Annotated in this window: 30 protein-coding genes and 6 tRNA genes; 32 read left to right on the forward strand and 4 right to left on the reverse strand. The window is 56.7% G+C overall.

Annotated features, from left to right (window positions below):
- Positions 1-64: 64 nt before the first annotated feature.
- From BGIM_RS0129760 to BGIM_RS0129770, 3 genes are read left to right on the forward strand one after another with little or no spacing between them, the layout of a single operon-like run.
- Positions 65-649 carry a PEP-CTERM sorting domain-containing protein gene (locus BGIM_RS0129760; protein WP_020473339.1) on the forward strand — a complete coding sequence of 195 codons (585 nt, stop codon included), beginning with the start codon at positions 65-67 and terminating at the stop codon, positions 647-649.
- A gap of 46 nt (positions 650-695) precedes the next feature.
- Positions 696-1496: an ABC transporter permease gene (locus BGIM_RS58510; RefSeq protein ID WP_020473340.1), complete on the forward strand. Its 801-nt coding sequence runs from the start codon at positions 696-698 to the stop codon at positions 1494-1496.
- A 16-nt stretch (positions 1497-1512) separates the two neighbouring features.
- Entirely contained in the window at positions 1513-2286 is a 774-nt protein-coding gene (locus BGIM_RS0129770) for an ABC transporter ATP-binding protein (RefSeq protein ID WP_020473341.1), read from the forward strand.
- 4 nt (positions 2287-2290) lie between these two features.
- Here the strand turns inward: BGIM_RS0129770 and BGIM_RS66575 are convergent, their stop codons facing one another.
- Both BGIM_RS66575 and ribD read right to left on the reverse strand, forming a co-directional pair.
- Positions 2291-5386 carry a PSD1 and planctomycete cytochrome C domain-containing protein gene (locus BGIM_RS66575; RefSeq protein WP_020473342.1) on the reverse strand — a complete coding sequence of 1032 codons (3096 nt, stop codon included), beginning with the start codon at positions 5384-5386 and terminating at the stop codon, positions 2291-2293.
- A gap of 74 nt (positions 5387-5460) precedes the next feature.
- Positions 5461-6528, reverse strand: a complete 1068-nt coding sequence (gene ribD / locus BGIM_RS0129780; RefSeq protein ID WP_020473343.1) for a bifunctional diaminohydroxyphosphoribosylaminopyrimidine deaminase/5-amino-6-(5-phosphoribosylamino)uracil reductase RibD — start codon at positions 6526-6528, stop codon at positions 5461-5463.
- A 314-nt stretch (positions 6529-6842) separates the two neighbouring features.
- Between ribD and BGIM_RS0129785 the strand changes: the two genes are divergently transcribed.
- From BGIM_RS0129785 to BGIM_RS0129805, 7 genes are all read left to right on the forward strand, one after another.
- A tRNA-Glu gene (locus BGIM_RS0129785) sits at positions 6843-6915 on the forward strand.
- 11 nt (positions 6916-6926) lie between these two features.
- Positions 6927-7000: transfer RNA gene (locus tag BGIM_RS0129790), tRNA-Asp, on the forward strand.
- A 12-nt stretch (positions 7001-7012) separates the two neighbouring features.
- A tRNA-Leu gene (locus BGIM_RS63415) sits at positions 7013-7087 on the forward strand.
- Positions 7088-7096: 9 nt separating this feature from the next.
- A tRNA-Tyr gene (locus tag BGIM_RS63420) sits at positions 7097-7178 on the forward strand.
- A gap of 32 nt (positions 7179-7210) precedes the next feature.
- On the forward strand, positions 7211-7447 hold the full coding sequence (locus BGIM_RS0129795; RefSeq protein ID WP_020473344.1) for a hypothetical protein: 237 nt from the start codon (positions 7211-7213) through the stop codon (positions 7445-7447).
- A 39-nt stretch (positions 7448-7486) separates the two neighbouring features.
- Positions 7487-7560 (forward strand) — tRNA-Leu (locus BGIM_RS0129800).
- Between the two features lie 11 nt (positions 7561-7571).
- Positions 7572-7645, forward strand: a tRNA-Leu gene (locus BGIM_RS0129805).
- Between the two features lie 208 nt (positions 7646-7853).
- Here the strand turns inward: BGIM_RS0129805 and BGIM_RS0129815 are convergent.
- Positions 7854-9095, reverse strand: a complete 1242-nt coding sequence (locus BGIM_RS0129815; protein ID WP_157369521.1) for a tyrosine-type recombinase/integrase — start codon at positions 9093-9095, stop codon at positions 7854-7856.
- 132 nt (positions 9096-9227) lie between these two features.
- Here BGIM_RS0129815 and BGIM_RS63425 point away from each other — a divergent pair, with 132 nt between their 5' ends.
- Positions 9228-9434, forward strand: a complete 207-nt coding sequence (locus tag BGIM_RS63425) for a hypothetical protein (RefSeq protein WP_157369522.1) — start codon at positions 9228-9230, stop codon at positions 9432-9434.
- A 3-nt stretch (positions 9435-9437) separates the two neighbouring features.
- Here the strand turns inward: BGIM_RS63425 and BGIM_RS0129825 are convergent, their stop codons facing one another.
- Positions 9438-9713, reverse strand: coding sequence for a hypothetical protein (locus BGIM_RS0129825; RefSeq protein WP_029630840.1), 276 nt, complete (start codon positions 9711-9713; stop codon positions 9438-9440).
- Between the two features lie 198 nt (positions 9714-9911).
- Here BGIM_RS0129825 and BGIM_RS0129830 point away from each other — a divergent pair, with 198 nt between their 5' ends.
- From BGIM_RS0129830 to BGIM_RS0129940, 21 genes are all read left to right on the forward strand, one after another.
- On the forward strand, positions 9912-10175 hold the full coding sequence (locus BGIM_RS0129830) for a hypothetical protein (protein WP_020473349.1): 264 nt from the start codon (positions 9912-9914) through the stop codon (positions 10173-10175).
- A 65-nt stretch (positions 10176-10240) separates the two neighbouring features.
- Entirely contained in the window at positions 10241-10432 is a 192-nt protein-coding gene (locus BGIM_RS0129835) for a hypothetical protein (protein WP_020473350.1), read from the forward strand.
- Between the two features lie 35 nt (positions 10433-10467).
- Positions 10468-10809, forward strand: a complete 342-nt coding sequence (locus BGIM_RS0129840; protein WP_020473351.1) for a DUF1737 domain-containing protein — start codon at positions 10468-10470, stop codon at positions 10807-10809.
- A gap of 214 nt (positions 10810-11023) precedes the next feature.
- Positions 11024-11707 (forward strand): lambda exonuclease family protein, encoded by a 684-nt coding sequence (locus BGIM_RS0129845; protein ID WP_020473352.1) that lies wholly within the window; start codon positions 11024-11026, stop codon positions 11705-11707.
- Positions 11704-12285, forward strand: a complete 582-nt coding sequence (locus tag BGIM_RS53070; protein WP_020473353.1) for a hypothetical protein — start codon at positions 11704-11706, stop codon at positions 12283-12285. The genes BGIM_RS0129845 and BGIM_RS53070 overlap by 4 nt, the downstream gene beginning before the upstream one ends.
- Positions 12285-13433, forward strand: coding sequence for a DUF5131 family protein (locus BGIM_RS58515; RefSeq protein ID WP_020473354.1), 1149 nt, complete (start codon positions 12285-12287; stop codon positions 13431-13433). Before BGIM_RS53070 ends, BGIM_RS58515 begins: the two co-directional genes overlap by 1 nt.
- A complete protein-coding gene (locus tag BGIM_RS0129860; RefSeq protein ID WP_020473355.1) occupies positions 13430-13696 on the forward strand; it encodes a helix-turn-helix domain-containing protein in 267 nt (88 codons plus the stop codon). Before BGIM_RS58515 ends, BGIM_RS0129860 begins: the two co-directional genes overlap by 4 nt.
- Positions 13689-14825: a hypothetical protein gene (locus BGIM_RS66580; protein WP_020473356.1), complete on the forward strand. Its 1137-nt coding sequence runs from the start codon at positions 13689-13691 to the stop codon at positions 14823-14825. Before BGIM_RS0129860 ends, BGIM_RS66580 begins: the two co-directional genes overlap by 8 nt.
- On the forward strand, positions 14716-15141 hold the full coding sequence (locus BGIM_RS67875; protein WP_261339990.1) for a DUF1064 domain-containing protein: 426 nt from the start codon (positions 14716-14718) through the stop codon (positions 15139-15141). Before BGIM_RS66580 ends, BGIM_RS67875 begins: the two co-directional genes overlap by 110 nt.
- A gap of 383 nt (positions 15142-15524) precedes the next feature.
- Positions 15525-15884: an HNH endonuclease gene (locus tag BGIM_RS63430; RefSeq protein WP_157369523.1), complete on the forward strand. Its 360-nt coding sequence runs from the start codon at positions 15525-15527 to the stop codon at positions 15882-15884.
- A 28-nt stretch (positions 15885-15912) separates the two neighbouring features.
- Complete coding sequence (locus tag BGIM_RS0129880) at positions 15913-17430, forward strand: AAA family ATPase (protein WP_020473359.1); 1518 nt, start codon at positions 15913-15915, stop codon at positions 17428-17430.
- 79 nt (positions 17431-17509) lie between these two features.
- Entirely contained in the window at positions 17510-18028 is a 519-nt protein-coding gene (locus tag BGIM_RS0129890; protein WP_157369524.1) for a hypothetical protein, read from the forward strand.
- Positions 18025-18264 carry a hypothetical protein gene (locus BGIM_RS0129895; protein WP_020473362.1) on the forward strand — a complete coding sequence of 80 codons (240 nt, stop codon included), beginning with the start codon at positions 18025-18027 and terminating at the stop codon, positions 18262-18264. Before BGIM_RS0129890 ends, BGIM_RS0129895 begins: the two co-directional genes overlap by 4 nt.
- Before the next feature lie 90 nt (positions 18265-18354).
- A complete protein-coding gene (locus BGIM_RS0129900) occupies positions 18355-19557 on the forward strand; it encodes a DNA cytosine methyltransferase (RefSeq protein ID WP_020473363.1) in 1203 nt (400 codons plus the stop codon).
- Positions 19554-19868, forward strand: coding sequence for a hypothetical protein (locus BGIM_RS0129905; RefSeq protein WP_020473364.1), 315 nt, complete (start codon positions 19554-19556; stop codon positions 19866-19868). Before BGIM_RS0129900 ends, BGIM_RS0129905 begins: the two co-directional genes overlap by 4 nt.
- On the forward strand, positions 19865-20077 hold the full coding sequence (locus tag BGIM_RS63435; protein WP_020473365.1) for a hypothetical protein: 213 nt from the start codon (positions 19865-19867) through the stop codon (positions 20075-20077). Before BGIM_RS0129905 ends, BGIM_RS63435 begins: the two co-directional genes overlap by 4 nt.
- 1 nt (position 20078) lies before the next feature.
- Entirely contained in the window at positions 20079-20945 is an 867-nt protein-coding gene (locus BGIM_RS66030) for a hypothetical protein (protein WP_020473366.1), read from the forward strand.
- Entirely contained in the window at positions 20942-21157 is a 216-nt protein-coding gene (locus BGIM_RS0129920; protein ID WP_157369525.1) for a hypothetical protein, read from the forward strand. Before BGIM_RS66030 ends, BGIM_RS0129920 begins: the two co-directional genes overlap by 4 nt.
- A gap of 127 nt (positions 21158-21284) precedes the next feature.
- A complete protein-coding gene (locus BGIM_RS53090; RefSeq protein WP_020473368.1) occupies positions 21285-21869 on the forward strand; it encodes an HNH endonuclease in 585 nt (194 codons plus the stop codon).
- Entirely contained in the window at positions 21869-22831 is a 963-nt protein-coding gene (locus tag BGIM_RS63440; RefSeq protein ID WP_020473369.1) for a hypothetical protein, read from the forward strand. The genes BGIM_RS53090 and BGIM_RS63440 overlap by 1 nt, the downstream gene beginning before the upstream one ends.
- A complete protein-coding gene (locus BGIM_RS0129940) occupies positions 22824-23405 on the forward strand; it encodes an AAA family ATPase (protein ID WP_020473370.1) in 582 nt (193 codons plus the stop codon). Before BGIM_RS63440 ends, BGIM_RS0129940 begins: the two co-directional genes overlap by 8 nt.
- The last annotated feature ends 50 nt before the right edge of the window (positions 23406-23455 follow it).

Raw genomic sequence — 23455 nt, forward strand, 5'->3', positions numbered from 1 at the left:
GTCAATGATGACGAAGGTTTGGAACACCCGTCGATGATGGTCCTCCTTCGGGGAAGAAACAGCCATGACCAAATATTTGCTTGGAATCCCGGTTCTGTTGCTCATGATCGAAGTATCCCGCGCGGGACTGCTTCCCGGCGGCTTGGTGGTGACGCGGGAGGGTGATTCAAGCGCCTATCGCTTCACGTACTCCGTCGAACTCCAGTCCAAGTCCGTTCTCCAGCCGGGAGACTATTTCACGATCTATGATTTCGCCGGCCGCGTGGATGGCACGGAAACTCAACCGGCGAATTTCAGCTTTTCCAGTTCCCCGGTCGGACCGACGCCGGACCTTCTCAGCCCGCATGACGACCCGAACGTGTCAAACCTGACCTGGACTTATACCGGGAAAACCGTGTTGAGCGGCGAAGCCTTGCTGGGCGAGTTCAGCGCGGTTTCCTTGTACCCGAACAAGCAATCGGACGATTTCACCGGCCAGTCGCACAAGGAGTCCGACGGGCATTTCAATAACAATATCACCGACACTGTCGTGCCGGTCCCGAGCAGCGTTCCGGAACCTTCCACATGGATCATGGGGGGAATCGGTTTGATCGGGATGCTGGGCTACGGATGGTATCGGAGCCGCACTCGTTCCAACGTGATCGTCTAAACCCGATCAACGCATCTCAGGAAAGCCCCGCGGGGACATCAGGGACATGATGCAACGACTGCAAACGATCTGGCAATTTCGGTATTTCTGGATGTCGCTCGTCCAGATGGATTTGCGGATTCGCTACCGCCGGTCCATCCTCGGACTGGGGTGGTCGCTGCTCAATCCCCTGCTGATGACAGCGATTTTCTGCGTTGTCTTTTCCACTTGGATGCCGAACACCGACTGGCGGGTGACGGCTCCGTATTATCTCACCGGCATCGCGATTTGGGACTTTATCAAGCAGGCGGCCGTGCAAGGCGCGCTGACATTCGTGCGAAACGAATCGTACATCCGCCAGTCCCCGCTTCCGCTCGCCGTGTATTGTTTGAGAACGAGTTTGGGCACAACCGTTCATTTTGGAATCGCCGTGGCGGTCATCATCACGACGGCCGTGGCATTGGATCCCGTGGACCCCTATCATCTGACTTCGCTAAAAGCCTTGTGGGTTGTTCTGCTGGGCTTGGCGCTCCTTTTCATCTTCTGTGTGGCATTCGGCGCGATTTGCGCGTTCATGAACATTTATTTTCATGACACGCAACACTTGGCGGAGGTGGGGTTCAGCATCGCGTTTTTTATCACGCCGATCCTTTACAAAAAGGAAATGCTGGAGGAACGTGGTGTCGGCTGGCTGGCCGAGATCAACCCGGCCGTTGTCTTCTTTGACATAATTCGTGAGCCGTTGCTGACGGGTATCGTCCCGGCCCCGCTGGTGTTCGCCAAGGCGTTTGCCGCCACACTGATCATGCTTGGCGTGGCGGTGTCGACATTTTCCAAGTGCGAGCGTACCCTGATTTTCCACCTGTAATCAGTTTGAGAGTCACATGTCGGCGGAAATCGAGCTTGAGAACGTTCACCTGCGGTTCCATGTGAAACGGGCCAAAAGGGTCTCGTTGAAAGAGTACCTCATCAATGGGCTCTTTCGGCAAGCCACCAACCCTGCGATGGAGGTTCACGCGATTCGGGGCGTGAGCATGCGATTAAAAGAAGGGGACCGTCTTGGCATCGTCGGTCACAACGGCGCCGGCAAAAGCACGCTTCTGAAAACGATGGCCGGTGTGTATCCGCCCACCGAAGGCACCAGACGAGTCATCGGTCGTATTAGTTCGCTGTTTGACATCAACGTGGGTTTTGAAATCGAATCGTCGGGCTGGGACAACATCCGGTTTCGCAGCTACCTGCTTGGCGAAACGCCAAAGACTGTCAACGCCAAGATGCAAGAGATCGCGGACTTTAGCGAACTCGGCCGATTCCTTGAGATGCCGATGAAATATTACTCGGCCGGGATGATGGTCCGTCTGGCTTTTTCGGTCGCCTCGTCCATGAACCCGGAAGTGCTGCTGATCGATGAGGCCTTGAGCGCCGGGGACATGAATTTTCAAGTCAAGGCCAAGCAACGGGTCCGCGATTTGATTCGCACGGCCCGGCTCATGGTGTTGATCTCCCACGACATGAATGCGATCCGCGAACTTTGCACATCGGCCGTTTGGATGGAACAGGGGCAGGTCAAGCTGGCCGGCACCTGCGACGAGGTGATCGACGCCTATCAATCCAAAATGGCGGGAGGGGGCGATTCTCCCGTCGGGGCCGCCGCCTGATCTGTCACCGGACGTAAATGAATTCCTTCAAGTTGACCAGCACATGGGCGAAGTCCGTCCATGCCTTTGCCTCCTGACCAACTCCGTATTCGGCGAGCTGGGCTTCCACAAAAGCCTTCCCGTCAACGAGTTCTTCGGCTGTCGCCGGTCGGCCGAAGGCCATCACATACATCCGTGCAATCCGATCTTCCGTGGTGGCTTCTTTCACGGCGATGATCCGTTTGGCCCACAATTCCGTTTGCTGGTTCACCAGAGGGTTGTTTAGCATGGCGAGCGCCTGGGCCGGCACGTTGGACGACGAGCGGCGGCCGATGGTGGTGAAGGGCACCGGATAATCGAACGCCATGAAAAACGGATTCATGAAGTTCCGGCGCACTTGCAGATAGATGCTCCGGCGACCGGCTCCGTCGAGCGGCCCGCTGCCGCCGGGGCGGCCCCGACCCAGCATGAATGCGGTGAGGTGGGTGGGGACAGGGGGGCCTTCCATCGCAGGATCAAGGCGACCCGAGATGGCCAGCAGGGAATCACGGATGGCTTCGGCCTCCAAACGCCGGACGGGCATCTTGTGAAATAGTTCGTTCTTCGGATCTGCGGCATCCTCCTTTTGGTCGGCGATGCTTGCCTGTTGATACGTCCCGGACATCAAAATCAACTTGTGAAGTTTCTTGACGGACCACCCATTCTCCACGAACCAACCGGCCAGCCAGTCAAGGAGTTCCGGGTGCGTCGGTCGCTGGCCCTGATAGCCAAAATCATCCGGGGAACGCACAATCCCCTCGCCGAAGTGATGCTTCCAAATGCGGTTGACGAGAACGCGGGCGGTCAGGGGATTAGTTCCGTCAGTAAGCTTGTCAGCCAGTTCAAGTCGGCCGCTGCCATTCTTGAATGGCGTCGGATCAATCGCCTCCAACAAATGCCGGGGAACTTCCTCGCCCGGATTCTTGTGGCTTCCCCGGATAAACACCCGCTCGTTCAGCCCGGTGCCATCGACAATGGCCAGCGCGCGACGGGCGGGGGGCAACGCCTTTTCTTGTTCACGAAACAACAGGCGAAGTTTCTTTTCTTCCTCGGTGATGGTCGGTGTGTTTGCCGAAGCGCCGAGAAGCAGATTCAGCAAACGGGACTGATCCGGGGTGAGGGATTCAACGCCATTCCATTTTTCGAGGGCTTCAGAAACTCGCTTGGTGAGTTCATTCGCAAACTGTTCTGGCGTCTCCGCGCCAACGGTTTCTTGCAAGAGTTTGACCGGCCCCTCGGGCGGCGTGTTTGGCTGATCGGCCTGAATGACATCGAGCAAACTGGCCCGGCCGTTCCCGTCGTCGAGCAATTCCACATAGGCCCGGTGACCTTTCCAACGTTTCACATTCTGAACATGCCAGCGGTTTTCATCTCCGGCAGCGCCGAACCGCAGACCGCCGTAAATCGGGTCTTGGATCAATTGATAATTATCAATGATCAGATTGACACGGACATCATTTCCGGGAACGCGATAGAGAATGAAATCCCGATCAATGACAAAAGTTGGCGACCGCAGCGAGCCGGTTAGTTTGGGGGAAAGGGTATTCGTGGCGATTGCCGGCAGAGGGATGCCGGTGATCTTTCCATCCTCGGCCATCGTGGCTTTCGGGATGTTCGTGGAAAATGCCTCTCCGCTCATCAACCATCCTGTTCGGGGCAGGGGGAGGGCATTGGTCTGTTTGGCCCACGCCGCCAGAGCGGCTTCTTGACGCTCGAATTTCTTCCTGACAGCCGGGATTTTTTGATTGAATTGTTCGGGAGTCATTCCCGCCAATGCGACAATCTCAGCCCATGTCGGCGAACCGCCAAGGAAGCCGGTGATTCCCTTCTCGGCCAGTTGTTTGCCCAAGGCAGCCGAGGTTCTGGCGATGGCCTTTGCTTCCAAATCATGGGTGGTTTGTTTCAAAGGCGAGAGCCATTTGGCCCGTTGTTCCGGTGAATCGATGAATGCTTTGTCGTGACGCGAACTGGAGAGAATACCGAAAAGCGAATAGTAATCCTTGGTCGAGATCGCGTCAAACTTGTGATCGTGACAACGGGCGCATGACACCGTCAACCCAAGGAAGGTTTTGGCGAACACATCAATCTCGTTGTCCATTCGGTCAGCCTGGTCTTCCCGAACATCCACAGGGGAATGTTTCGCCTCACCGAGAAACCAAAAACCCGTCCCTTGAACAGATTCGTTGGAACTATCAATTGGATTGGTTCGCGGTTTGGGCAACAGATCGCCGGCGATGTGTTCCCGCGCAAATTGATCGTAGGGGACATCCGCGTTCAAGGCCCGGATGACGTAATCCCGGTATCGCCATGCTTCAAACAATTCAAAATCGAATTCGTGGCCCAGTGTCTCGGCATAGCGAACCAAGTCAAGCCAATGCCGGGCGTAACGCTCCCCGTAAGATTTGGAGGCCAGCAAGCGGTCGATCACCCGCTCCCAAGCGAGGGGTGATTCATCCTTCAGAAATTGATCAATTTCCTCGGCCGTTGGCGGCAACCCGGTCAGGTCAAGAGTCACCCGGCGAAGAAGCGTTCGCTTGTCGGCTTTGGCCGCGGGCTTCAATCCCTGCCGCGAGAGCTTTTCAAGGATGAACGAATCGACCGGCGTTGAAATAAACCCCGGCCCGTTCACCACGGGGACACTCACTTTTTTGACTGGTTGGAACGACCAATGTTTGGCCCGTTCTTTCAAGTCGAATGGCTTTGGCCCGTTCCCTGCGGCCGCTCCCCCCGCCGGCCAGGCGGCGCCGTTTTTCACCCATTGATTCAGTGTCGAGATGTCTTCATCGGAGAGTTTGCCCTTGGGGGGCATCTTGTTATCGCCCAGATAGTTCACCGCTTGAACGATTAGGCTTTTTTCCGGTTCCTTGGCGACAAACGCCGGGCCGGTGTCGCCGCCTTTGAGCGCCGCCTCTCGCGAATCGAGCCGTAGCCCCCCCTGTTGCTTTTTCTCGCCGTGGCAGCCCACGCAATGCGTCACCAGCAGCGGCCGGACCTTCTTCTCGAAGAACTCCAATTCGGCTTCCATCCCGAACGAGGCCGGGCCGGAGATTAACAAGGCTGAGCAAATGAGAAAGTGCTTCATGGAACGCCAGGGAGGAGTCGGGTGGGTAGGCTACGACTATCTTCCGAAATTCCGGCCATGATCGCAAGCGATGGTCATGATTTTCGGCCGTGAATCAGGAGATCATCCCCGAGGATCTCCGTTTTGATGTCCGTGAGAATCAGACAATCTTGAATCGAAGAAATGCCAGACCTCCCAATGGGCGACGGGGCCGCGAAGCCGCCGAAGAGCTTCGGAGCCACAAAAGCGAACACTTCATCAATCTCATCGGCCGCGAGAAAACTTCCCAGCACACCGCTTCCGCCTTCGACCAGCAGGTTTGTCATTCGCTTGGTCGCCAGCAATTCAAGTAACTCCATGACTGTTCTCACGGGAAGCAACTCGGCTCCGGCCGATTTCCAATTGTGCAAGCGGGGAAAAACCTCGGGCGGGGCCGCCACCATGACCGGGGCTTCTTGAATCGTTTCCAACAATTTGAAGGAACGATCCATCCCTTCGCCCGTCGTGGTCATGACAATCCTCGCCGGTGTTCTTGCTCCCGCCGGGCGGGCCGTTAGCAGGGGATCGTCGGCGATCAGGGTTCCTCGACCCACGAGAATCGCATCCATCTTGCCCCGTATCTCATGAACCCGTTGCCGGGCAATTGCCCCGGTGATCCATTTTGACTCGCCGGAGGCCGTGGCAATCTTCCCGTCGAGGGTCATGGCCCATTTGGCGACGACCCATGATTTTCCGCGCAAGCGTTTCAGGTAAGGCGCGTTTAACCCGCGAGCAGCCAGTTCGCCAACGCCGACCTCGAACGTGATGCCCGCCTCTCGGAGACGAGCGGCTCCCTGCCCCGCAACTTGCGGAAACGGGTCGAGCATCGCGGCGACGACCCGGCGAACCCCCGAGCGGATCACCAGATCAGTGCAAGGGGGAGTTTTGCCGAAGTGGCAGCAAGGTTCGAGCGTGACATATAGCGTGCTTCCGCGAGCGGCCTCGCCGGCCATTCGCAGGGCGTTCACCTCGGCATGGGCCTGGCCGTATCGTTCGTGCCACCCCTCGCCGACAACAAGACCGTCCCGGACGACGACGGCGCCGACCATCGGATTGGGTTCGACAAATCCCCGTCCCCGGTCGGCCAGGGCCAAAGCCCGCTGCATGTGTTCGAGATCGGTCATGATTCCGGTTTCTGAAAATTTCGCGTGAACCTAGTTTGGCCTGCGGCGTCAATCATGGCAAGCAAGAGTTGAGATACCAAGAACAACGTAACCGAGACTGAGCGAATCCCATGTTAGCCCTTGATTATTCAACGACGTCCGAACGGCTGGATCGCCTTGAAAGCGACGCCGCCCGTGAGCGGAGCGCATTGCGGGCTGACAGTCGCCCAATCCCCGGAAGCACCTGACGGCACATATTGCATCTGAAACATGCAAGGCCGGGGCTTCCGCAACAGGAACCCCGGCCTTGCGGCGTTTAAGGGTTCACCAAAAACGGTCCATTCGTCTAGTGGCCAAGGACACCGGCTTTTCACGCCGATAACGGGGGTTCGATTCCCCCATGGACCAGCCTGTTTATTGCCCTCGTGGAGCAGTCGCGTAGCTCGCCACTTTGTCAAAGTGGAGGTCGCCGGTTCGAGTCCGGTCGGGGGCGCTGATGAATGACGGCACGGTACGCCAACCGGAAGAGCGGCCAAGCTCAAACCTTGGATTAGTGTGGGTTCGACTCCCACCCGTGTCATGTGGAAATGGGTCGGAAGGCACTGGGATGCCAGACGGATTGTAATCCCGTCGCACTTGATGCTTGGTTGGTTCGATTCCAACCCGGCCCATCAATGGAATTTCAGAAAAGGAAAGGAACATCATGAAACGCAACGATCTCTATCGTCAATGCCGGCTCATCAAGCGCATCCGCGACGGTGAGCGAATCCTGATGTCCCAACACTCGGCCGATTTCGCCAAAGTCAGCCGAGTAGCAAAATTCGAAGAAGAATCCGGCAACTGGGACGTTTCACTCGTCGGAGGCGCGATCAACGATACGCAACTTGATGAGAATCAACTGGCTCATCGGCGATTCAAACGAGAAACGTCGAACGATTGAACAGAAGCGGGGTTGGGCGACAACCTCCCTTGTAATTTCGGTGATGTGGCCCAATTGGAAGAGGCAGCGGTCTCAGAAGCCGCCCGGTGTGGGTTCGACCCCCACCATCACCATGTTTGAATTTGGCCGGGTACGCCAACTGGATGAGCGGTCAGGTCGAGAGCCTGATGTTTGCGGGTTCGACTCCCGCCTTGGCCATTGCGGTGTGGACTGGAGCGGTTCCAGCACGGTCTCATAAGCTGTTTAGATGGCAAATCGTCGGCGACTGGATTTGCCGGTGTTTTGCGGAGCCAACTCCATTTTTGCCAGTTTTCTCGGGTAAAACACGATCAAAAGAATCAACAAGTTTCATCAGTCATTAGCCACCAATCGCAAAACTGCCCCCAAGATTGACCCTAAGATTTCTTCAGCCGAAGATGTCTGGCAGGCGTTCGACCTGCGATGAAAGGTCGTGGGTCTGAAACTTGGTGTAGTACTTCATGGTCAACTCTGGCGTGCTGTGGCGCATAAGGCGCTGAGCATGCTGGATTGGCACGCCGGCGCGGGCCAGCGAAGTGCCAAATGTCGTTCGCAAGGCGTGGAAATCAATCAATCCATCATCGGTTTCGATCTCAATTTTGGCCGCCTTCAGATCGCGCCGAAGCATCTTGGCGGCGACATGGTGAAGATAGTCGGCGGGCCATAACGGGCCTCTTGCGGGTTGCGATGCGAGCCAAGGGCGAAGCATTGCGGCAACTCCCGAGGCGATGGGTTGTTTGGCTTCCTTGCCGTTCTTGGCGGCCTCGGGCGCCAAGTAAACCCAAGGCGACTTATCGTCCAGGTGGAACGATGATCTTGTCAGGGACGCGCATTCCTGCACTCTGAACCCGGTGTAAAGCGCGACGAGGTACAGGGCCACGCGGTTCGGCGGGGAGATCGGGCAGCAATTCAATTTGAGTGTTCCGGCCGTGGTGATGAGTTTGACGGTTTCTTCGGGCGATAGTGCGCGCCGCTCAAAAGTCGTCCGTCCGGTGACATCGAGAATCTTGGCCCCGCGCATCGGATCGGCCTCGAAATAGGTCTGATCGACGCACCACTTGGTGAAGGTACGCACGGCTTTCAAGTAGTGGTTGCTGGTTTGCGCGCTGATCGGGTCGTCTTCTCTTTCGCGAAATATCTTCAGAACGCGATTCACATTCTTCGGCGTCAAGTCAACAAATTTTGATGCTTTAAGTTCGGCGATGACAGCCAAGACGCGATTCTTCGTAAGCACCACAGTCACCCGAAGCATGTCCTCATCAAGCCGCGAATTGGCCCATTCCTCGACAAGATCGGTGAGCAGCTTTCCGGCCCGGAGATGGACGCCTTCGGATAGATCGCCGCTCCTGACCTGTCGGATTCTCCGCTCGATGTCCAGTTTCATTTGCTCGCTGGACGTCCGACTGAGAGATGCCTTGATCCGCTTGCGTTTTCCGAGATGATCTTCGTATTCAATCCACCAGCAATCAACTTTCACCAAGCATTTTGACGGGTCGCTTTCGCACAGCGGCGCGACAAATTTCCTCTTTTGACGCCCCGTCCATTTCGCGTGCCTGATGCCTTTGATGGTCACGATGACGGCGCCTGAAGGGATCGGCCGGGAGTATTTTGGCTTGTACAGATGAGCCATCGTTTGATTCTCAAGTGGTTGCGGCAAGAGGGTTTTTGAAATTCGCGAGAACTTTTCGTTTGCCATCTCGTCAAAGGGGGATATATGATTAGTGTTCACCTGTCCACTATCTCCCACCCTGAGCAAATCACGATGGCCGCAACGCAAGAAAGCCGCGAGGAAGCGCACGCAGACGCGCACGCAGACGCACCGACACAACCAAAGGCATTGGATGTGTTGCTGAACGATATTAGGCATTTCTTGGAGCGGACGTATCCCGATGCGGAGTACGCGAGCCTGACGGTCAAGCTTCCGGGGCGCGTGCCGATGGCTGTCTTCCCGGTGATTCCCAGGGCGTGATGGTCAAATGTCTGGCGCGGCGTCCGTCTCGCCCTTGGCCTTTTTGATGACCTTGGCGCGGGCGGCGATTTGCTTGTAGGCTGCCGTGACTTGCGGGCGCAAAAGAGGATCAATCCAAGAGGCCATTGTTACGAGCGGCTCACCGTCTTTCCTGTCGGCATTTTCAAATTCAATGACCCATTTCAGCATGTCAGCCAGGTCGGTATAGGCGCGGATCTGACGGCTGTAAGGCTCTTCTTCACGCGACACGATGCGTTTCTTGGCCATTGTCGTTCCCATGCGTTGCGTCCTGTTCACGGGGTGGGGATGTACTTTGTAACCGCGTGACCTGTTACAGATCACAATAATCAAGTTCGCTTCGGCATTGCACACATTTAGCCAGAATCATTTAGATTCAGTTGACAGTAACATGATGTCGGTATACCGTATTGTGTGTACACGTTACCGATCTTAAATCACTCGAACGGGTGAAACTCAATGGCCACAAAAGCAATCACCACCGCGAAGGCGGTGGACAATCCAGAATGGCGAACGCCGGCCGAGGCGGGCGAGTTGCTTCACTGTCACAAAAACACGATCAATCGGACATACGCGGGCGTGTTCACCGAAATCCGGCCTTACGGATTCGGCCGGGGCAAGCCGGTTTTTTACCTCCTCGACGAGATCAACCTTTTCAAATCGACCGGTGATCGTGACGCGGTTCGCGAGCATCGAAAAAAACTCAAGCGACTCAGCAAGTGAGGGATTCAGAGATGAGCATGGGACCACCGGCAACGGCCGAGTTCGTCAACACGGAAGCTGCACGAATGAGTCAGCACGTGCCGCTTCGGATCGGGCATCGAATGCGGGTGATTCAGGAAGGCGACTATTTCGGGCAGTGCGGCCGGGTGTGTGAAATCTCACGCGACCCGGTGAACAAAGCGGACTACGTGGACTTGATCCTCGACGGCAGCGGCGAGCGCGTGGGCTTTGACCGCTCGCTTGTCGAGCGGGTGTGATTTTTCCTTTTCATTTTTCGCAAAGGTGTTGAGACATGGCAGCAACAAAGACTGAGTACTTGGCCCTCGAAGCGGGCGACATTGAAGACCTGAAAGAGATGGTCAGCAAGAGGCTTGATGACGGGTGGACGCTTTACGGCAATTTGATCATTGTCACCAATCAGCCTGGTCACGTTTGGCCGCTGATTTACGCGCGTGAATTAATCCGCAAGCCCAAGGTTGAATCGCCCTTGGAAGTGGCTGGGAAGCTCTTGCTGTCCGACTACGCGAAGTTCATGGACAGCGATGAAACTTACCCGGAATACCACCATGAAGCCGTCAAACGTGTGCGCTTGGCACTCGAACAAAGCGAGTCGGTTTTAGATCCAAGAGATTGATTTATCGTCGCATGTTGGAACCGCGTTCGCGGGCCGGGTTCGACTCCCGGCGATGGTTTTGGGGACTGGCAAGCGCGCAGGGTGACCGTCTTCCCATGCGTGGCTCGAAGGTTTCGGGGATGTGTCATCCCTGATGAGGTTGCTTGTCGCGGAAGCCACCCGAAGATTGGCAACCTCACCCACAGTTGTATCGTCTGGTGACAAGGGAAAATCGATGCCTATATTTCACCGCGATTTGGTCCAAGGAAGCGAGGAATGGCGAGCCGCCCGATGCGGCCTTCTGACGGCAAGCGAGATGGAAAAAATCATCACTCCTTCCAAGCTTCAGTTCGCCAACAACGCGACAAGCCGCGCTCATCTGCATGAGCTTGCGGCCCAATGCATCACTGGCCATGTCGAGGATTCGTTCCAGAGCGACGACATGCTCAGGGGACACGATGACGAGTCATTTGCCCGCGAAGCCTACTCGAAGGCTTACGGCCCGGTCGAACAGGTCGGGTTTGTCACGAACGATAAATGGGGTTTTGTGATCGGTTGTTCTCCCGACTTCCTTGTGGGCGAGGATGGCGGGGCTGAGACGAAGAGCCGAAAGCAAAAGTATCAATTAGAAACCATCGTCTCCGGTATTGTGCCAGACGAATTCAAGATCCAGATTCAGACGGGGTTACTGGTGACAGAACGGAAGTGGTGGGACTTCAATAGTTATTGTGGCGGCCTTCCGATGCTGACGATTCGCGTGCTGCCTGACCAGGAGATTCAAGAGGCGATCATCGACGCGGCCCGGAACTTCTATGAGAAGCTTTCGTCAGTGATCAGCGACTATTATCGGCGTTTGGGAAACAAGGAATTTCGCCTTGTGCAGACTGAACGCCGAACCTTTGGAGACATCAAGACATGATTGACATGAAGGCGACAACCAAGGGCAAGAGCGATCAGCTAAACGCCGACATGCTCATGGGTGGTCAGACGAAAACCATCACGATCACGCGGGTTAGTAACGGCTCGAAAGAACAGCCGATTGTGATCAACTACGACGGCGACGAAGGCAGGCCATATAAGCCATGCCTGAGCATGCGTCGAATGTTGTGCCACATTTGGGGCGACGACGGGACGCGATACGTAGGCCGCTCGCTCACGTTGTATTGCGATCCGTCCGTGAGATTCGGCGCGGAGGAAGTTGGGGGAATTCGGATCAGTCACGCGTCCCACATCGAACGGGAAGTGACGGCGAAGCTCACGGCGACGAAGGGCAAACGCACTCCGTTCACCGTTAAGCCGCTGGTGATCAACATGGGTCCGAACCTTGCGGACTTGCTTCATGAAATTGAAACAGCAATCAACATCGACGAACTCAAAACAATCGTCGAAACGGCGAGCAAAGCGTTCAAAGATGCTGGATCGCGGGCGCAGATCGTCGCGGCAAAAGACAAGCGGAAAGCGGCTTTGAACGCGAACCCGATGGAGGGCGTGAAGTAATGTCAGTCACGGGAATTGAATGGACTGACCGAACTTGGAACCCGGTTGTGGGATGCCAGAAGGTCAGCCCCGGATGCAAGAACTGTTACGCCAAAACACTGCATGACCTGCGCCACAAGGCGTTCCACAAAGGCAAGCGTATGCCGCTTCAATACGCGAAGCCTTTCGAGGAAGTGCAATTGATCCCTGACCGGCTGATGGACCCGCTTTCGTGGCGCAAGCCGCAACGGGTGTTCGTCAACAGCGTCAGCGATCTGTTCCATGAGTCCGTGCCGGACGAGTTCATTGATCGGGTGTTCGGGGTGATGGCGATGGCGAAGCAACACACGTTTCAAGTGCTGACGAAACGCCCTGAACGGATGTTGAAATATTTTCACGGCGAGGGGCACTTCCACGAAGGAGGATCAGACGCACTGCACCAGAGGATCGGAGCGGCAGCTGGAACATTCCTTGACGGCGATTGGATATGGAATGAAGGCAAGAAATTCCGACCGTTGATCGAACGCTTCATCAGCGTGACGCTTGGGTATGCAGGCGAAGAAGCAGATGACGCCCTCGCCAAAGACGAACTCGACTTTCCATCGAAGCCTTTGCCCAACGTCTGGCTTGGCGTTTCCGTTGAGGACCAGCAACGGGCCAGCGAGCGTATCCCGTCGTTGCTCCAAACCCCGGCGGCTGTGAGGTTCTTGTCGTGCGAGCCACTGCTCGGGCCATTGAATCTTTCCAAATGGCTAGCCTGTCCCGAATGCAATGGTTCCGGCGAAGTTGATGAGGCCCACGATTTTTGCACGGAGAAGGTCGGTTGCCGGTGCATGGGAGAGAAGCCTCTGAATTGGGCCATCATTGGTGGCGAGTCAGGAGATGATGCCCGTCAGTTTCAGACCGGGTGGGGCACCGACATTATCATGCAGTGCAAGTCCGCTGGTGTGGCTGTCTTCATGAAGCAACTTGGGGGGAGTGCCTCAACACGATTGCCATCCGGTGAACGATGGCCGAATGGCGACGGACCTCTTTCGCCGGTTCAGTTCTCCGGTGATGGGTTCGGCAATTACACCGTTCTCGGACTGAAGGACAAAAAGGGCGGCGACATAGACGAATGGCCGGAAGACTTGCGGGTACGTGAATTCCCGAAAGTGGGTGCAACGTGACTGCAACGGAAACCGACATCACGCCAGTTAGTGGAACCGTGCTTCGGATGTTCGCGGCCATTTGCAAAATTCACGGAAGCGGGCTGCGTGTGACGCTCCCGAATCTTTGCGACGAATTCGGATTCGTCAGCAGAAACGCGGCGTTCCAAACGGTCAACCGCTTGGTTGCGATGGGCTGGGTGCGAAGAGACAGAGGAATCAAGGGCGGCATCGTGCCACTTTATTCAATGACGATTTACTTGGAGCAAAAGACTAATGAGTAAGACGAAGACGAAACCGAAGAAGGCCAAATCGGAGCCGACACCAGAGGCCACGCCCGAGGTTGTCGAACAACCGGCGCCAACAATTGACGTTACGGTGAACGCTCAATCTGGCGAAGTGTCGCCTCCCAACGTCGGGGAGATTATCAACGATGCAAGGGAAGCGGGAACGCTCGATCCTGTCGCCGAGGTGAAGGCGTTCAACACGGCTGGCGAACTGCTCGCCGAGGGGACGGTTAACCTCGACACGGGCGAGGTCAAGGTAGAGGGTACTACGGCCGAGGCTACGGTTAGCCTGACTGATGCGGGTGCTGTGGCCATCGGGGACGCGCCGCCGGTCGTTCGACTGAACGCGGCCCTCGCTTACGACTCACCCGAGGCGATTGATCGTTACGACATCGAAACAGCAAAGCTTCTGGCCGAGGCTGAGAAAGAATGCCAGGAGCTTGAAGAGCGCTTCGACGACGCGCACGCCGAAGCGGCCCGGTGCAAGAAGGCATTTGAAGCTGCCGTCGAATCGTCCCGCGAACTGAACCGCGAACGGCAACGAGGGCGCGGACAGCCGCCGAAGCCAGTTCAGCGAGACATCACAGATCCGACAACCCATCACGCGGCCGGCGAAGACTCTCCCGATTGGGACCGGCGCCCGGACGACTGGAAACCTTCTGAAGTGCCTTCGTCTGTAACGTGTACACAAGATACAGAAAAGCCGGACGACACTTGGAAAGCCGTCCCCCTGAGTGAGCTTGTCGAGAAAGACGGGCTCCCCTCGAAGGTCGCTGAGATCCTTTCAACCAACGGTCTCGACACGTTAGGGAAGGTGACAGATTACACGAACCCGAACGCAACCGGATGGAGCAATCAACTCACGGACCTGAAGGGATTCGGCCCGAAGAAGTTGGAGCAATGGCAAGACGCTTGTTCGGCATTCTGGGCGAGACGAAACGATGAAGAACGCAAGCGACGAACTGACGCAAAGGATCATGGCCCAAGCATCGAGGGTGCAGGGGGTGAACCTGCAAGTGCTGGAGGAAGCGACGTGCCAATCAGTAAACCCGCCGAAGACGTTGAGCAAGGAAGCGCAACCGGCAACGGCGAGCCCAGCGACGACGCCAAAGAAATCCCGTGGTAAGCGGAGCAAGTTCAACAACGTCAAAACTACTTGCGACGGGATGAAGTTTGATTCCAAGAAAGAGGCGAGACGGTGGAGGGAGCTTAAGCGCCTGTTCTTCGCTGGGAAAATCGGATCACTCAGCCGCCAGGTCCGCATCCCTTTGCGGGTTGGCGGTGTGAAGATCGGAAAGATCGTGATGGATTTTGTCTATGTGGAAAACGGGATGATTGTCTACGAGGACGTTAAATCCAAGGCGACTATCACCCCGATGTTCAAATGGAAAGCGCGGCATTTTGCGGCGCAGTTTGGCCAAGAGATCAGGGTTCACTTATGAGCAAGACATGCACGAAATGCACCAAAGAACTACCCTTGTCATGCTTCACGGTTCGTAGGGCTTCGCCTGATGGTTTGTCTTACATCTGTCGTCAATGCGGCCTCGCCGCTAATAAGCACCGCTATGCAACGTCTGCGTCGAGTCGTGAGAAATCAAAGCAGAGAGCCAAGGAATGGGCCTCACGCAATAGCTCAAAACGCAAACAGATAGTTCGCAGAAGTGGCATCAAGAACGCGGACAAAAGGCGCAAGCGAATGAAGGAGTACAACGCGCGTCGTATGCGCGAGAACCCGGAGCATGTTCGATTGCTTTTAAGGATCAGTGCGGTTCGTCGCAAGGCGAGACTTGCAAAGTGTCCGGGAACAATCACGGCAGAGCAGACGATGCTCATTGTTAGTCTTGCTGACGGCGTGTGTGTTTATTGCGGCGAGGCATCGCAGAAGATCACCGTCGATCACTTTGATCCAATAGTGTCCGGCGGCTCGATTGGCTGGGAAAACCTAGTCCCTTGCTGTCAGACATGCAACTCATCGAAGTGTGATTCCGAATGTGCTGATTGGCTCGCGGAGCGACATGGGATCGCGGGACTGGCAAGAGCAGTGGCGTTCATCAAAAAACGTGCGGACGCTTTTGAGGAAAGGTTTGGGTTGCTTCCGGAGTTTCCGGACGACACCGAGTGGATGCGGGAAGAACACGGAATCGAGATCCGGGAGACGATGGCGAACGACCCGGCCGGGTGGTGAACATTAACATTTACACTGAGAAACAAGCATGGCAACCGAGACGAGAAAAGGCAGCAAATCAAAGCAGGTCAGCATTACCAACGTCGGGCCAATTGGCCGGATCGACATCCCGATCCCGGAGTCTGGCGTTGTCGTGTTCCGGGGGAACAATGGGGCGGGCAAATCCACTGCGATTAACGCGGTCGATGCTCTGGTGACTGGCAACACAAAGTCGCTTTCGCTGCGAGACGGATCGCTCAAGGGGACGGTCGAAGGGTTCGGCGTGACGATCAACGTCAGCAATAAGCGATGCAACAAATCGGGATCACTGGAAGTCGAGGGGATTGAGCAGCGTATTGACTTGGTTGGGCTGATCGACCCCGGCATTCTTGACCACGTCGCGGCCGACAAGGCACGCATCAAGGCACTCGCGTCGCTTTCCGGAGTCGCGCCGACGCGGCAGTTGTTCGAGGGCCTTGGACTTGACCCACACGAACTTAACGAACTGCTGAATCGCGTTCCGCTGTCCGGGCGTGACATCGTCGAAGCGGCGCGGGACATCAAACGGCAATTGGAGAACTGGGCGCGCGAGCGGGAGGAAGCGGCGTTGACCGCCAACGGCCGCGCTGAGTCTGCACGTCTTCGCGCCGAAGGGGCAGACCTGACCGTCGAGAAGGACGCCGGGAAGGTGAAGGCCGTGGTCGCCGAGACGCAGCGTGATTTCGTCACGGCAGCGAACCGGCGAGCGTTCGGGCTGGAGCAGGCGCGGAAGTTCGAGCGGGCGAAAGAAGACTTGGCTCGGGTCGATCTCGAAACCGGATGGAGTGCCGACGACGCCGCCAAGGCGTGGAAGAAGGTACAGGAAGGGGCGGCATCGCTCGCCGAGGCTGACAACGAAATTGAATCACTCTGCCGGACGCTCGACGCAATGAAGTTGGCACGAGGTCGCATTGCAGGCGAACACGCGGACGCCAACGCGGAATTCAAGCGCATACAGACCCGCGATGACGCGCGGGCCAGACTGGCGGCAGCCGTCGAGAGCTTCAAGGCCGAAGATTTTCCGAGTGAAACGGACGTGGCCGAACTGGATCGCAAGGCCCGCCAGGCGGTGGAGGCGGTTTCGGCGGCTGAGCGGGCGCGGGAAGCGGAGGCGGCGATTAAGGAGGCCCGCGAACAACGGGAAGCCGCCGAGTTCCACGCGGATGAAGGCAGGCGACTCCGGGCGGTGGCGAAGCGGACGGATGCCATCGTCTCTGAATCAATCAATGCCCCCGGCCTTCGCGTTGAAGACGGAAGACTTGTCACGGACACCAAGCGGGGCGCGACTTTCTTCGGCAATTTGTCTGCGGGGGAACGGACGCGGCACGCCCTTAATCTTGGTGTGGCGCGTGTCGGGCGTGGTGGCTTGCTGGCATTGCCCCAAGAGTTTTGGGAGGGGCTTGACGGCACGGCTCGCGCGGAGATCGTCGGGCATGCGAAGGAGTTCGGTGTTGTTGTGCTGACTGCCGAAGCATCCGAAACAGTCGGAGACAACCCGATCACCGCTCAGGTCTACGGCGCAGCATGACAAATCCCGATCCGGCCCGCGCAATCCTTTGCATTCTGCACATCGGAACTCAGACGGAAATCGTGAAGTTGTACGCGCCGTGGGTCATGCCCGCGAATTGCGCGCTGTGGTGGCAACCGGGGCCGGGATGGATGCCCGGCCCGGTTCATTCGTTGAACTTACCAGAGACAAAGGCACAAGAAATATGAGCAACCAAAATGAGTTGATTAAAGCTGCCGCTTATCGAGTCCGGAGCGGCGACTACAGCGGCATTAAGGGCATCAACGATAGATCACTGATGCCCGGAATTGACATGCGATTACTTGCTCAGGCATGGCTTAATGAGCATCCGGCCGAGGACGATGAGCCCGTCACCGAAGAACGCTTGTGTCAAGCGGGACTTCGCATTGTCATTGGCCGTAGTTTTCCGCTCACGGCTAATTTGTCGATCTGGCGAAGCGGTACACAGGGATGGGGACTGTACTTCGACGGCGGCTTCGGCGACGGGTTTAGTTATTACGACACCAACACTGATGAGGAAAGGGTGGGAGTTATTCGCATTGCCGACATCCCAAACATGAAAGCATTGCGAAGAGTTTTCAACTTGGTGCAATCATGACTTACACACAACAAGAGGCGGTCGAACTCGGCGACGACATCCACGCTAAGGCCGAACGGTTGCGTCAACAAGTCTTGCGGTTCGAGGCCGAAAACAAGCATCTCCGCGAAGTTCTCGGGATCGTCACGTCTGCGGGATGGGGGCTGTACTACCACGAACGGACACCGGCCGAAACCGACGCGGCGAAACAATGGACCGAAGCCGCTTCTGAGGCTTATCTGTTGATCCCGGTTTGAGATTAATCGCACATAACAAACAAGGCTTGAGGTATGACTAAAAACGAACTGATCATTGATAGTTTTGCTGGCGGTGGAGGTGGTAATTACTTGAACGAATTCGATGCCAGTGCGGCGGAATGGGCGCGGGAACTAATCAGGGCGGGAGAACTGCCACCGGGGGAAGTTGATGAGCGGTCAATCAAAGAAGTCCGGCCGAAAGACCTCGAAGGTTTCACGCAATGCCACTTCTTTGCCGGCATTGGAGGCTGGCCCCTTGCTCTTCGTCTCGCCGGATGGCCTGAGTCTGTTCCCGTGTGGACCGGAAGTTGCCCCTGTCAGCCGTATTCGGCGGCCGGCAAAGGCAAAGGCGACGCCGACGAACGCAACCTCTGGCCCGAAATGTTCCGGCTCATCCGAGAGTGCCGCCCTGACACAATCTTTGGCGAGCAGGTTGAAAACGCTGTTGGGCACGGATGGCTCGATGGAATATCGGCAGACTTGGAAGGAGAAGGTTACGCCGTCGGGTCGTGCGTATTGGGCGCACACAGCGTCGGCTCGCCGCACATCCGACAGCGATTGTACTGGGTGGCCCACGCCCGCGACGCAAAACGGAACTGGTGGCGAGAACCCCAATGCGGACCCGAGCAATTACTTCACGCTTCAAACCGCAGCGGCACTTGCGGGATGGCCGACGCCGGATCATTACCATCACGGTACGTCGGCCGATCCGACGGCGAAGGTTCGGCCGAGTGGCAAGAAGAAGCAAATCAACTTGCAAGATGCTGCGGCGATGGCGGGTTGGAACACGCCACGGGCGACGGACGGCAGCAACGGAGGCCCGAATCAGACCGGGGGGGCATTGCCAGCGGATGCGGCTTTGGCGGGCTGGGTGAGTCCTTCCAGTCGGGACTGGAAGGACTCACCGGGGATGGCCACGACGGGCGTGAACCCGGACGGATCAATCCGGACGAGGTTGGACCAATTGCCCCGGCAGGCGCAAATGGCGGGATGGCCCTCTCCGAGAGTCGGGAACAACGGCGGGCATGGGAATGCCGAGAGGGCGAACGATCCGGGGAATTGTCGGCTGGAAGACACGGCGGCGGCTTCTGGGACACTTTCGACCTCATCCCCTGCCGCGACGGAAAAGCGAGGCGCATTGAACCCGGCTCATTCCCGCTGGCTCATGGGATTCCCGGCCGTGTGGGACTCTTGCGGGGCTACGGCAATGCAATCGTGCCGCAAGTCGCGGCGGTCTTCATCAGGGCGTTCATCGAGGCAAATCTAATCAATCAAGGAGTAGCAGCGTCATGACGGAAGAGATGAGACGGTTGGTCGAGGCCAACAACGAATGCCTCAACCATGAAAGCATCGAGTATTTCACGAATGAAATCAGATGCAAGACGGCCGCTTTGGGTGCGTCACTCGAACGCGAAATAACCCTCAAAAACGAAGTTCTTTCACTCGTTGAAGAATTGGCTACCGTCAACGCCGACAAGGCCAAACTCATCGCGGCCGGGAACGAGACGGTGAGTTGGATGTTCCCTCCCGATGAGAGGCCGCGCGTTGCCTTTGAGGTGTGGGACAAGGTCGTCGATGAGGTCACACGCGGGGCAACATCATGACACCCAATGAGCTAACTTGCCCCATATGCGGGCTTCGATTCGTGGCTGGCACGCTGACCGGCAAACGTCGGGCTGACGCGCATTTCGCCAATGGTTGCGATGCGCCGATTCCCGAGCCGCCGGTGGCGATTGCGATGAGCAAATTGCCGCCCAAGTCGCAGGTCGTGAAACATCCGGGACGGCGTGGCAAAGGCGGGAAAGGATACTGAGATGACAGATGAATTGAAGGCAGCGGCCGAACGGCTGCGACATGAAACCAATGAAACGGGAATCACCACTTATGCGATTCCCTCGCAAGGCAAGGGACGGTTTATCTCCCTTGCCGATCACACTGCCGCGATGACGCTGGCCCGCGCGTGGCTGGGAGAACATCCCGACGGTGAACGAAAGCCCATCGACATGGTGCTCCCCTGCCCTAAGTGCGGCACGCTCCACGTTGACGCACCCGATCCGGAACCGGATTGCGATTGCCACATTCCAATCTACGAAGGGGCCGGACAGCACTCACCATCATGCAGTGTGTTCCGTGAGGTGTGGACCAACCCGCCCCACAAGAGCCACCTCTGCCACAATTGCGGGCTGATCTGGCGTCCGGCCGACGTGCCGACCAATGGTGTAATGGCTGCCAAAACGCGAGGGGAAAAAGATAGCGCTTTCGATGATCAAACATCGAAACGCCAACGCGAGCTTTCAAAAGACTGGCGTGCAACGCTTAATCTCATTTGCGATCAGGTGGGGCATCCGCCCATTTCCCCAGACGAGGGCAACACATCAAGTATCGCTGAATCGGTTGCTGTACGAATGCGGGAGATGGTCCGATTGCAAGAAGTTGAAGAGTCAATCACGCCCGATCACAACATGCGTTTGATGGCAAGCCTGGAACATCATGACGAGCATCATCGGCGGGAAGAGGAATTGGAAGCGAAGGCGTGCAAATTTCGACAGACGATCCTGGATCTGATTGCCGCCGGCAGTGAGACCATTCGTTGGATGTTTCCGCCGGACGAACGCCCGCACGTTGCGGCCGAGATTTGGGAACCGACCAAACTCAAAGCACTGGAGGAATGCAGGTCATGAGCCAGGCATTGGCGAGCGCACAAAGGCTGCGCATCAAGTCGGGGACGATGTTCGCGGGTGACAGTTCCGAGTTCGTCGGTGTCGTCCGTGAGCATCGCACACACGAAAGCAACGGGCGGCAGATGTTCCGGCTGACGTTCGAGCGTCCCGAACACGTGAAGATGTGGGCTGATTGTTGGTTCTACGCGGATGACTTGGAGGTGGTGACGTGAAAACCACGGCGGGAAAACTTCCCGCGCTTCAATTCTACGTCGGTGACTGGCGCAAAGATCCGGGCGTGCAGGCATCGTAAAATGGTTTCGGACCCCCACAACAACCAACTCAGATTCGAGAAAACACATGGCGAAAAGCTACTTTGAATTGCTCCGCGATCCACGATGGCAGCGCAAACGCTTGGAGGCGATGCAAGCGGCCGACTTCAAATGCGAACGATGCGCGAAAAAAGACAAGACGCTGAACGTGCATCACAGGCATTACCGAAAAGGCGCGGCACCTTGGGAATATCGGCCCAACGAACTGGCCTGCCTTTGTGAAGACTGCCATTCATCTGTGACCACACAGTTGGAACATCTCAAGGTTCTGACCGGCAAACTGCTTGAACAATTTTCATTGGATCTTGTGACAGGATACACCAAGGGGCTGGTGTTTCTTGGCGAGTACTACCGCGCGAGGTACGCCAACAAAAAATCGGAAGAGGCTATTGACGCGGTCACACAGGAGCTTCTCGGCGATGCTCAAATAGAGGGGTTTGTCCACTCTCTTGGCATCTCGGAATTCGCCGGCGTGACAAAAGAAGATGTTGCCATCTACATGAACGAAAACGAGGAATTCGAGGAAATGGCCAATGAGATTGGGCCATGTGGATTTATCACCGTGGCCGATCTTGATGAGATCATTGAGGCCGGGAAGCGAGGTTCTCAATAATGGCTGCAACGGTCAGAATCGAAAACGAAGCGTTCGGGGACCCTCGCATTCAAATGCTTGGCATGCTTTCCGGGTACAACTCGTATGAGGCGCTGGGGCGCATGGCTCACCTCTGGCGGGTCTGCACGGAACGCGAGAGCTACATCGTTGATTCGTTGTGGATAAACATCTGTCTGGGTCCAAAGGGGACAGAGAACATTGTTCATGCCGGGCTGGCTGAAGTGACCGAGGAAGGCATCAGGATCAAGGGCACCGAAGGCCGCATTGAATGGCTCAAAAAGGCAAGAGAATCCGGTAAAGTCGGTGGTCAGGCAAGCGCCAAAGCTCGCATTGCCAAGGCTAAATCTGCGTCAATTCGGGCCTCAAGCAACCCTACAAGCGACCCTACTAGCGACCCTCAACCAACCCTTGAGCGACCCTTGAGCGACCCTCAACCAACCCTACAAGCGACCCTCAACCAACCCTACAATGGTGGCTCAAGGGTTTTCAACCCTCTTACTCCTTCTCTTATTAAAGAATTACCTTCGGTAATTCCTTTGCAGGACGAGCCGACAAAACCGCCCGCCCAACCGCCGCCGAGAAAGCCGAAAGCCAGAACGCCCCGCGACGACCTTTTCGATGCGATTGTTGAAGTCACTGGTTCGCTCAAGAACGCGAACCGTGGAATCATCGGCAAAGTTTCTGCGGCCTTGTTCAGCGAGGAACCGCCCATCACGCCCGACGAAGTGAGGCAGTTCGGGAAGCGATTTCATGAGCTTTGTCCGTGGGCCGGCAAGCATCCGGTCAGACACCAACCCACACCCGGAGAGTTACAAAATCATGTTGGCAAAGTCAGATCAAACACGGGATCAACCGGCGGCATTGGGAGACCTGGCCGCGCGGAGGCTAGCCCAGATAAATACGCGGGTTTCGACTGCACCGGCACGACGACCAACGCTGACGGAACACACGCCGGTGATTAGCGCATGCCGTGAAGAACGGCGGTCGTGGGATCAGATTGCCGAACCGCTGCGGGATACACTCACAGCACTCGCGGAAGGCAAGCAACAATGGCCGCTGTATCTCTTCGGACCTCCAGGCACGGGCAAGACTTCGGCGGCACTGGCGATGCTGGACAGGTTCGGGCGAATGCCTGCTGAATGGCGAACGGCACCGGTAATCCAAGACTGGTTTGCGGGGTTCATCCGCGTGCGTTCTCTGGGCGTGCTGATCGAGGCTGACAAGGGTCAATTCCCTTGGTATCGAGAAGGCGATTCGGGCACGGTGCAGAGGGCCTCATTGGTCAGGGTGATTGAGCAAGCGCCCTTGATTGTGTTCGATGAGATCGGGGTTGGAAGCGAAGCGAGTTCATGGGCGCTGAGAACGATGCTTGAACTACTTGATCCGAGAACCGGGAACCCGTCAAAGCCTTTGATCGTCACCGGGAACGTGAAGCCGACCGACCTCGCAAAACTATGGGATGATCGCATCGCTGATCGAATATTGCGGGGCACTCGATTTCACCTCGCGGGGGTGAGCAGGCGCACGGGGCGGTGATTGAGCGTTCTGTTTTACTGTAACGTGTTGACACGTTACAAGATTCTGCG

It is taken from the genome of Zavarzinella formosa DSM 19928, from assembly GCF_000255705.1.
Taxonomy (GTDB): Bacteria; Planctomycetota; Planctomycetia; order Gemmatales; family Gemmataceae; genus Zavarzinella; species Zavarzinella formosa.

Excerpts from the sequence above, each read along its gene's own strand:
- BGIM_RS53090 (WP_020473368.1), top strand. The coding sequence starts at position 21,285 with ATGGCGAAAAGCTACTTTGAATTGCTCCGCGATCCACGATGGCAGCGC.
- ribD (WP_020473343.1), bottom strand. The coding sequence starts at position 6,528 with ATGACCGATCTCGAACACATGCAGCGGGCTTTGGCCCTGGCCGACCGG.
- BGIM_RS0129760 (WP_020473339.1), top strand. The coding sequence starts at position 65 with ATGACCAAATATTTGCTTGGAATCCCGGTTCTGTTGCTCATGATCGAA.
- BGIM_RS63440 (WP_020473369.1), top strand. The coding sequence starts at position 21,869 with ATGGCTGCAACGGTCAGAATCGAAAACGAAGCGTTCGGGGACCCTCGC.
- BGIM_RS0129905 (WP_020473364.1), top strand. The coding sequence starts at position 19,554 with ATGACGGAAGAGATGAGACGGTTGGTCGAGGCCAACAACGAATGCCTC.
- BGIM_RS0129880 (WP_020473359.1), top strand. The coding sequence starts at position 15,913 with ATGGCAACCGAGACGAGAAAAGGCAGCAAATCAAAGCAGGTCAGCATT.
- BGIM_RS58510 (WP_020473340.1), top strand. The coding sequence starts at position 696 with ATGATGCAACGACTGCAAACGATCTGGCAATTTCGGTATTTCTGGATG.
- BGIM_RS0129895 (WP_020473362.1), top strand. The coding sequence starts at position 18,025 with ATGACTTACACACAACAAGAGGCGGTCGAACTCGGCGACGACATCCAC.
- BGIM_RS0129770 (WP_020473341.1), top strand. The coding sequence starts at position 1,513 with ATGTCGGCGGAAATCGAGCTTGAGAACGTTCACCTGCGGTTCCATGTG.
- BGIM_RS0129920 (WP_157369525.1), top strand. The coding sequence starts at position 20,942 with ATGAGCCAGGCATTGGCGAGCGCACAAAGGCTGCGCATCAAGTCGGGG.
- BGIM_RS53070 (WP_020473353.1), top strand. The coding sequence starts at position 11,704 with ATGATTGACATGAAGGCGACAACCAAGGGCAAGAGCGATCAGCTAAAC.
- BGIM_RS66575 (WP_020473342.1), bottom strand. The coding sequence starts at position 5,386 with ATGAAGCACTTTCTCATTTGCTCAGCCTTGTTAATCTCCGGCCCGGCC.
- BGIM_RS0129845 (WP_020473352.1), top strand. The coding sequence starts at position 11,024 with ATGCCTATATTTCACCGCGATTTGGTCCAAGGAAGCGAGGAATGGCGA.
- BGIM_RS63435 (WP_020473365.1), top strand. The coding sequence starts at position 19,865 with ATGACACCCAATGAGCTAACTTGCCCCATATGCGGGCTTCGATTCGTG.
- BGIM_RS0129795 (WP_020473344.1), top strand. The coding sequence starts at position 7,211 with ATGAAACGCAACGATCTCTATCGTCAATGCCGGCTCATCAAGCGCATC.
- BGIM_RS0129830 (WP_020473349.1), top strand. The coding sequence starts at position 9,912 with ATGGCCACAAAAGCAATCACCACCGCGAAGGCGGTGGACAATCCAGAA.
- BGIM_RS66580 (WP_020473356.1), top strand. The coding sequence starts at position 13,689 with ATGAGTAAGACGAAGACGAAACCGAAGAAGGCCAAATCGGAGCCGACA.
- BGIM_RS0129835 (WP_020473350.1), top strand. The coding sequence starts at position 10,241 with ATGAGTCAGCACGTGCCGCTTCGGATCGGGCATCGAATGCGGGTGATT.
- BGIM_RS66030 (WP_020473366.1), top strand. The coding sequence starts at position 20,079 with ATGACAGATGAATTGAAGGCAGCGGCCGAACGGCTGCGACATGAAACC.
- BGIM_RS0129840 (WP_020473351.1), top strand. The coding sequence starts at position 10,468 with ATGGCAGCAACAAAGACTGAGTACTTGGCCCTCGAAGCGGGCGACATT.
- BGIM_RS63430 (WP_157369523.1), top strand. The coding sequence starts at position 15,525 with ATGCTCATTGTTAGTCTTGCTGACGGCGTGTGTGTTTATTGCGGCGAG.
- BGIM_RS0129825 (WP_029630840.1), bottom strand. The coding sequence starts at position 9,713 with ATGGGAACGACAATGGCCAAGAAACGCATCGTGTCGCGTGAAGAAGAG.
- BGIM_RS63425 (WP_157369522.1), top strand. The coding sequence starts at position 9,228 with ATGGCCGCAACGCAAGAAAGCCGCGAGGAAGCGCACGCAGACGCGCAC.
- BGIM_RS58515 (WP_020473354.1), top strand. The coding sequence starts at position 12,285 with ATGTCAGTCACGGGAATTGAATGGACTGACCGAACTTGGAACCCGGTT.
- BGIM_RS0129815 (WP_157369521.1), bottom strand. The coding sequence starts at position 9,095 with ATGGCTCATCTGTACAAGCCAAAATACTCCCGGCCGATCCCTTCAGGC.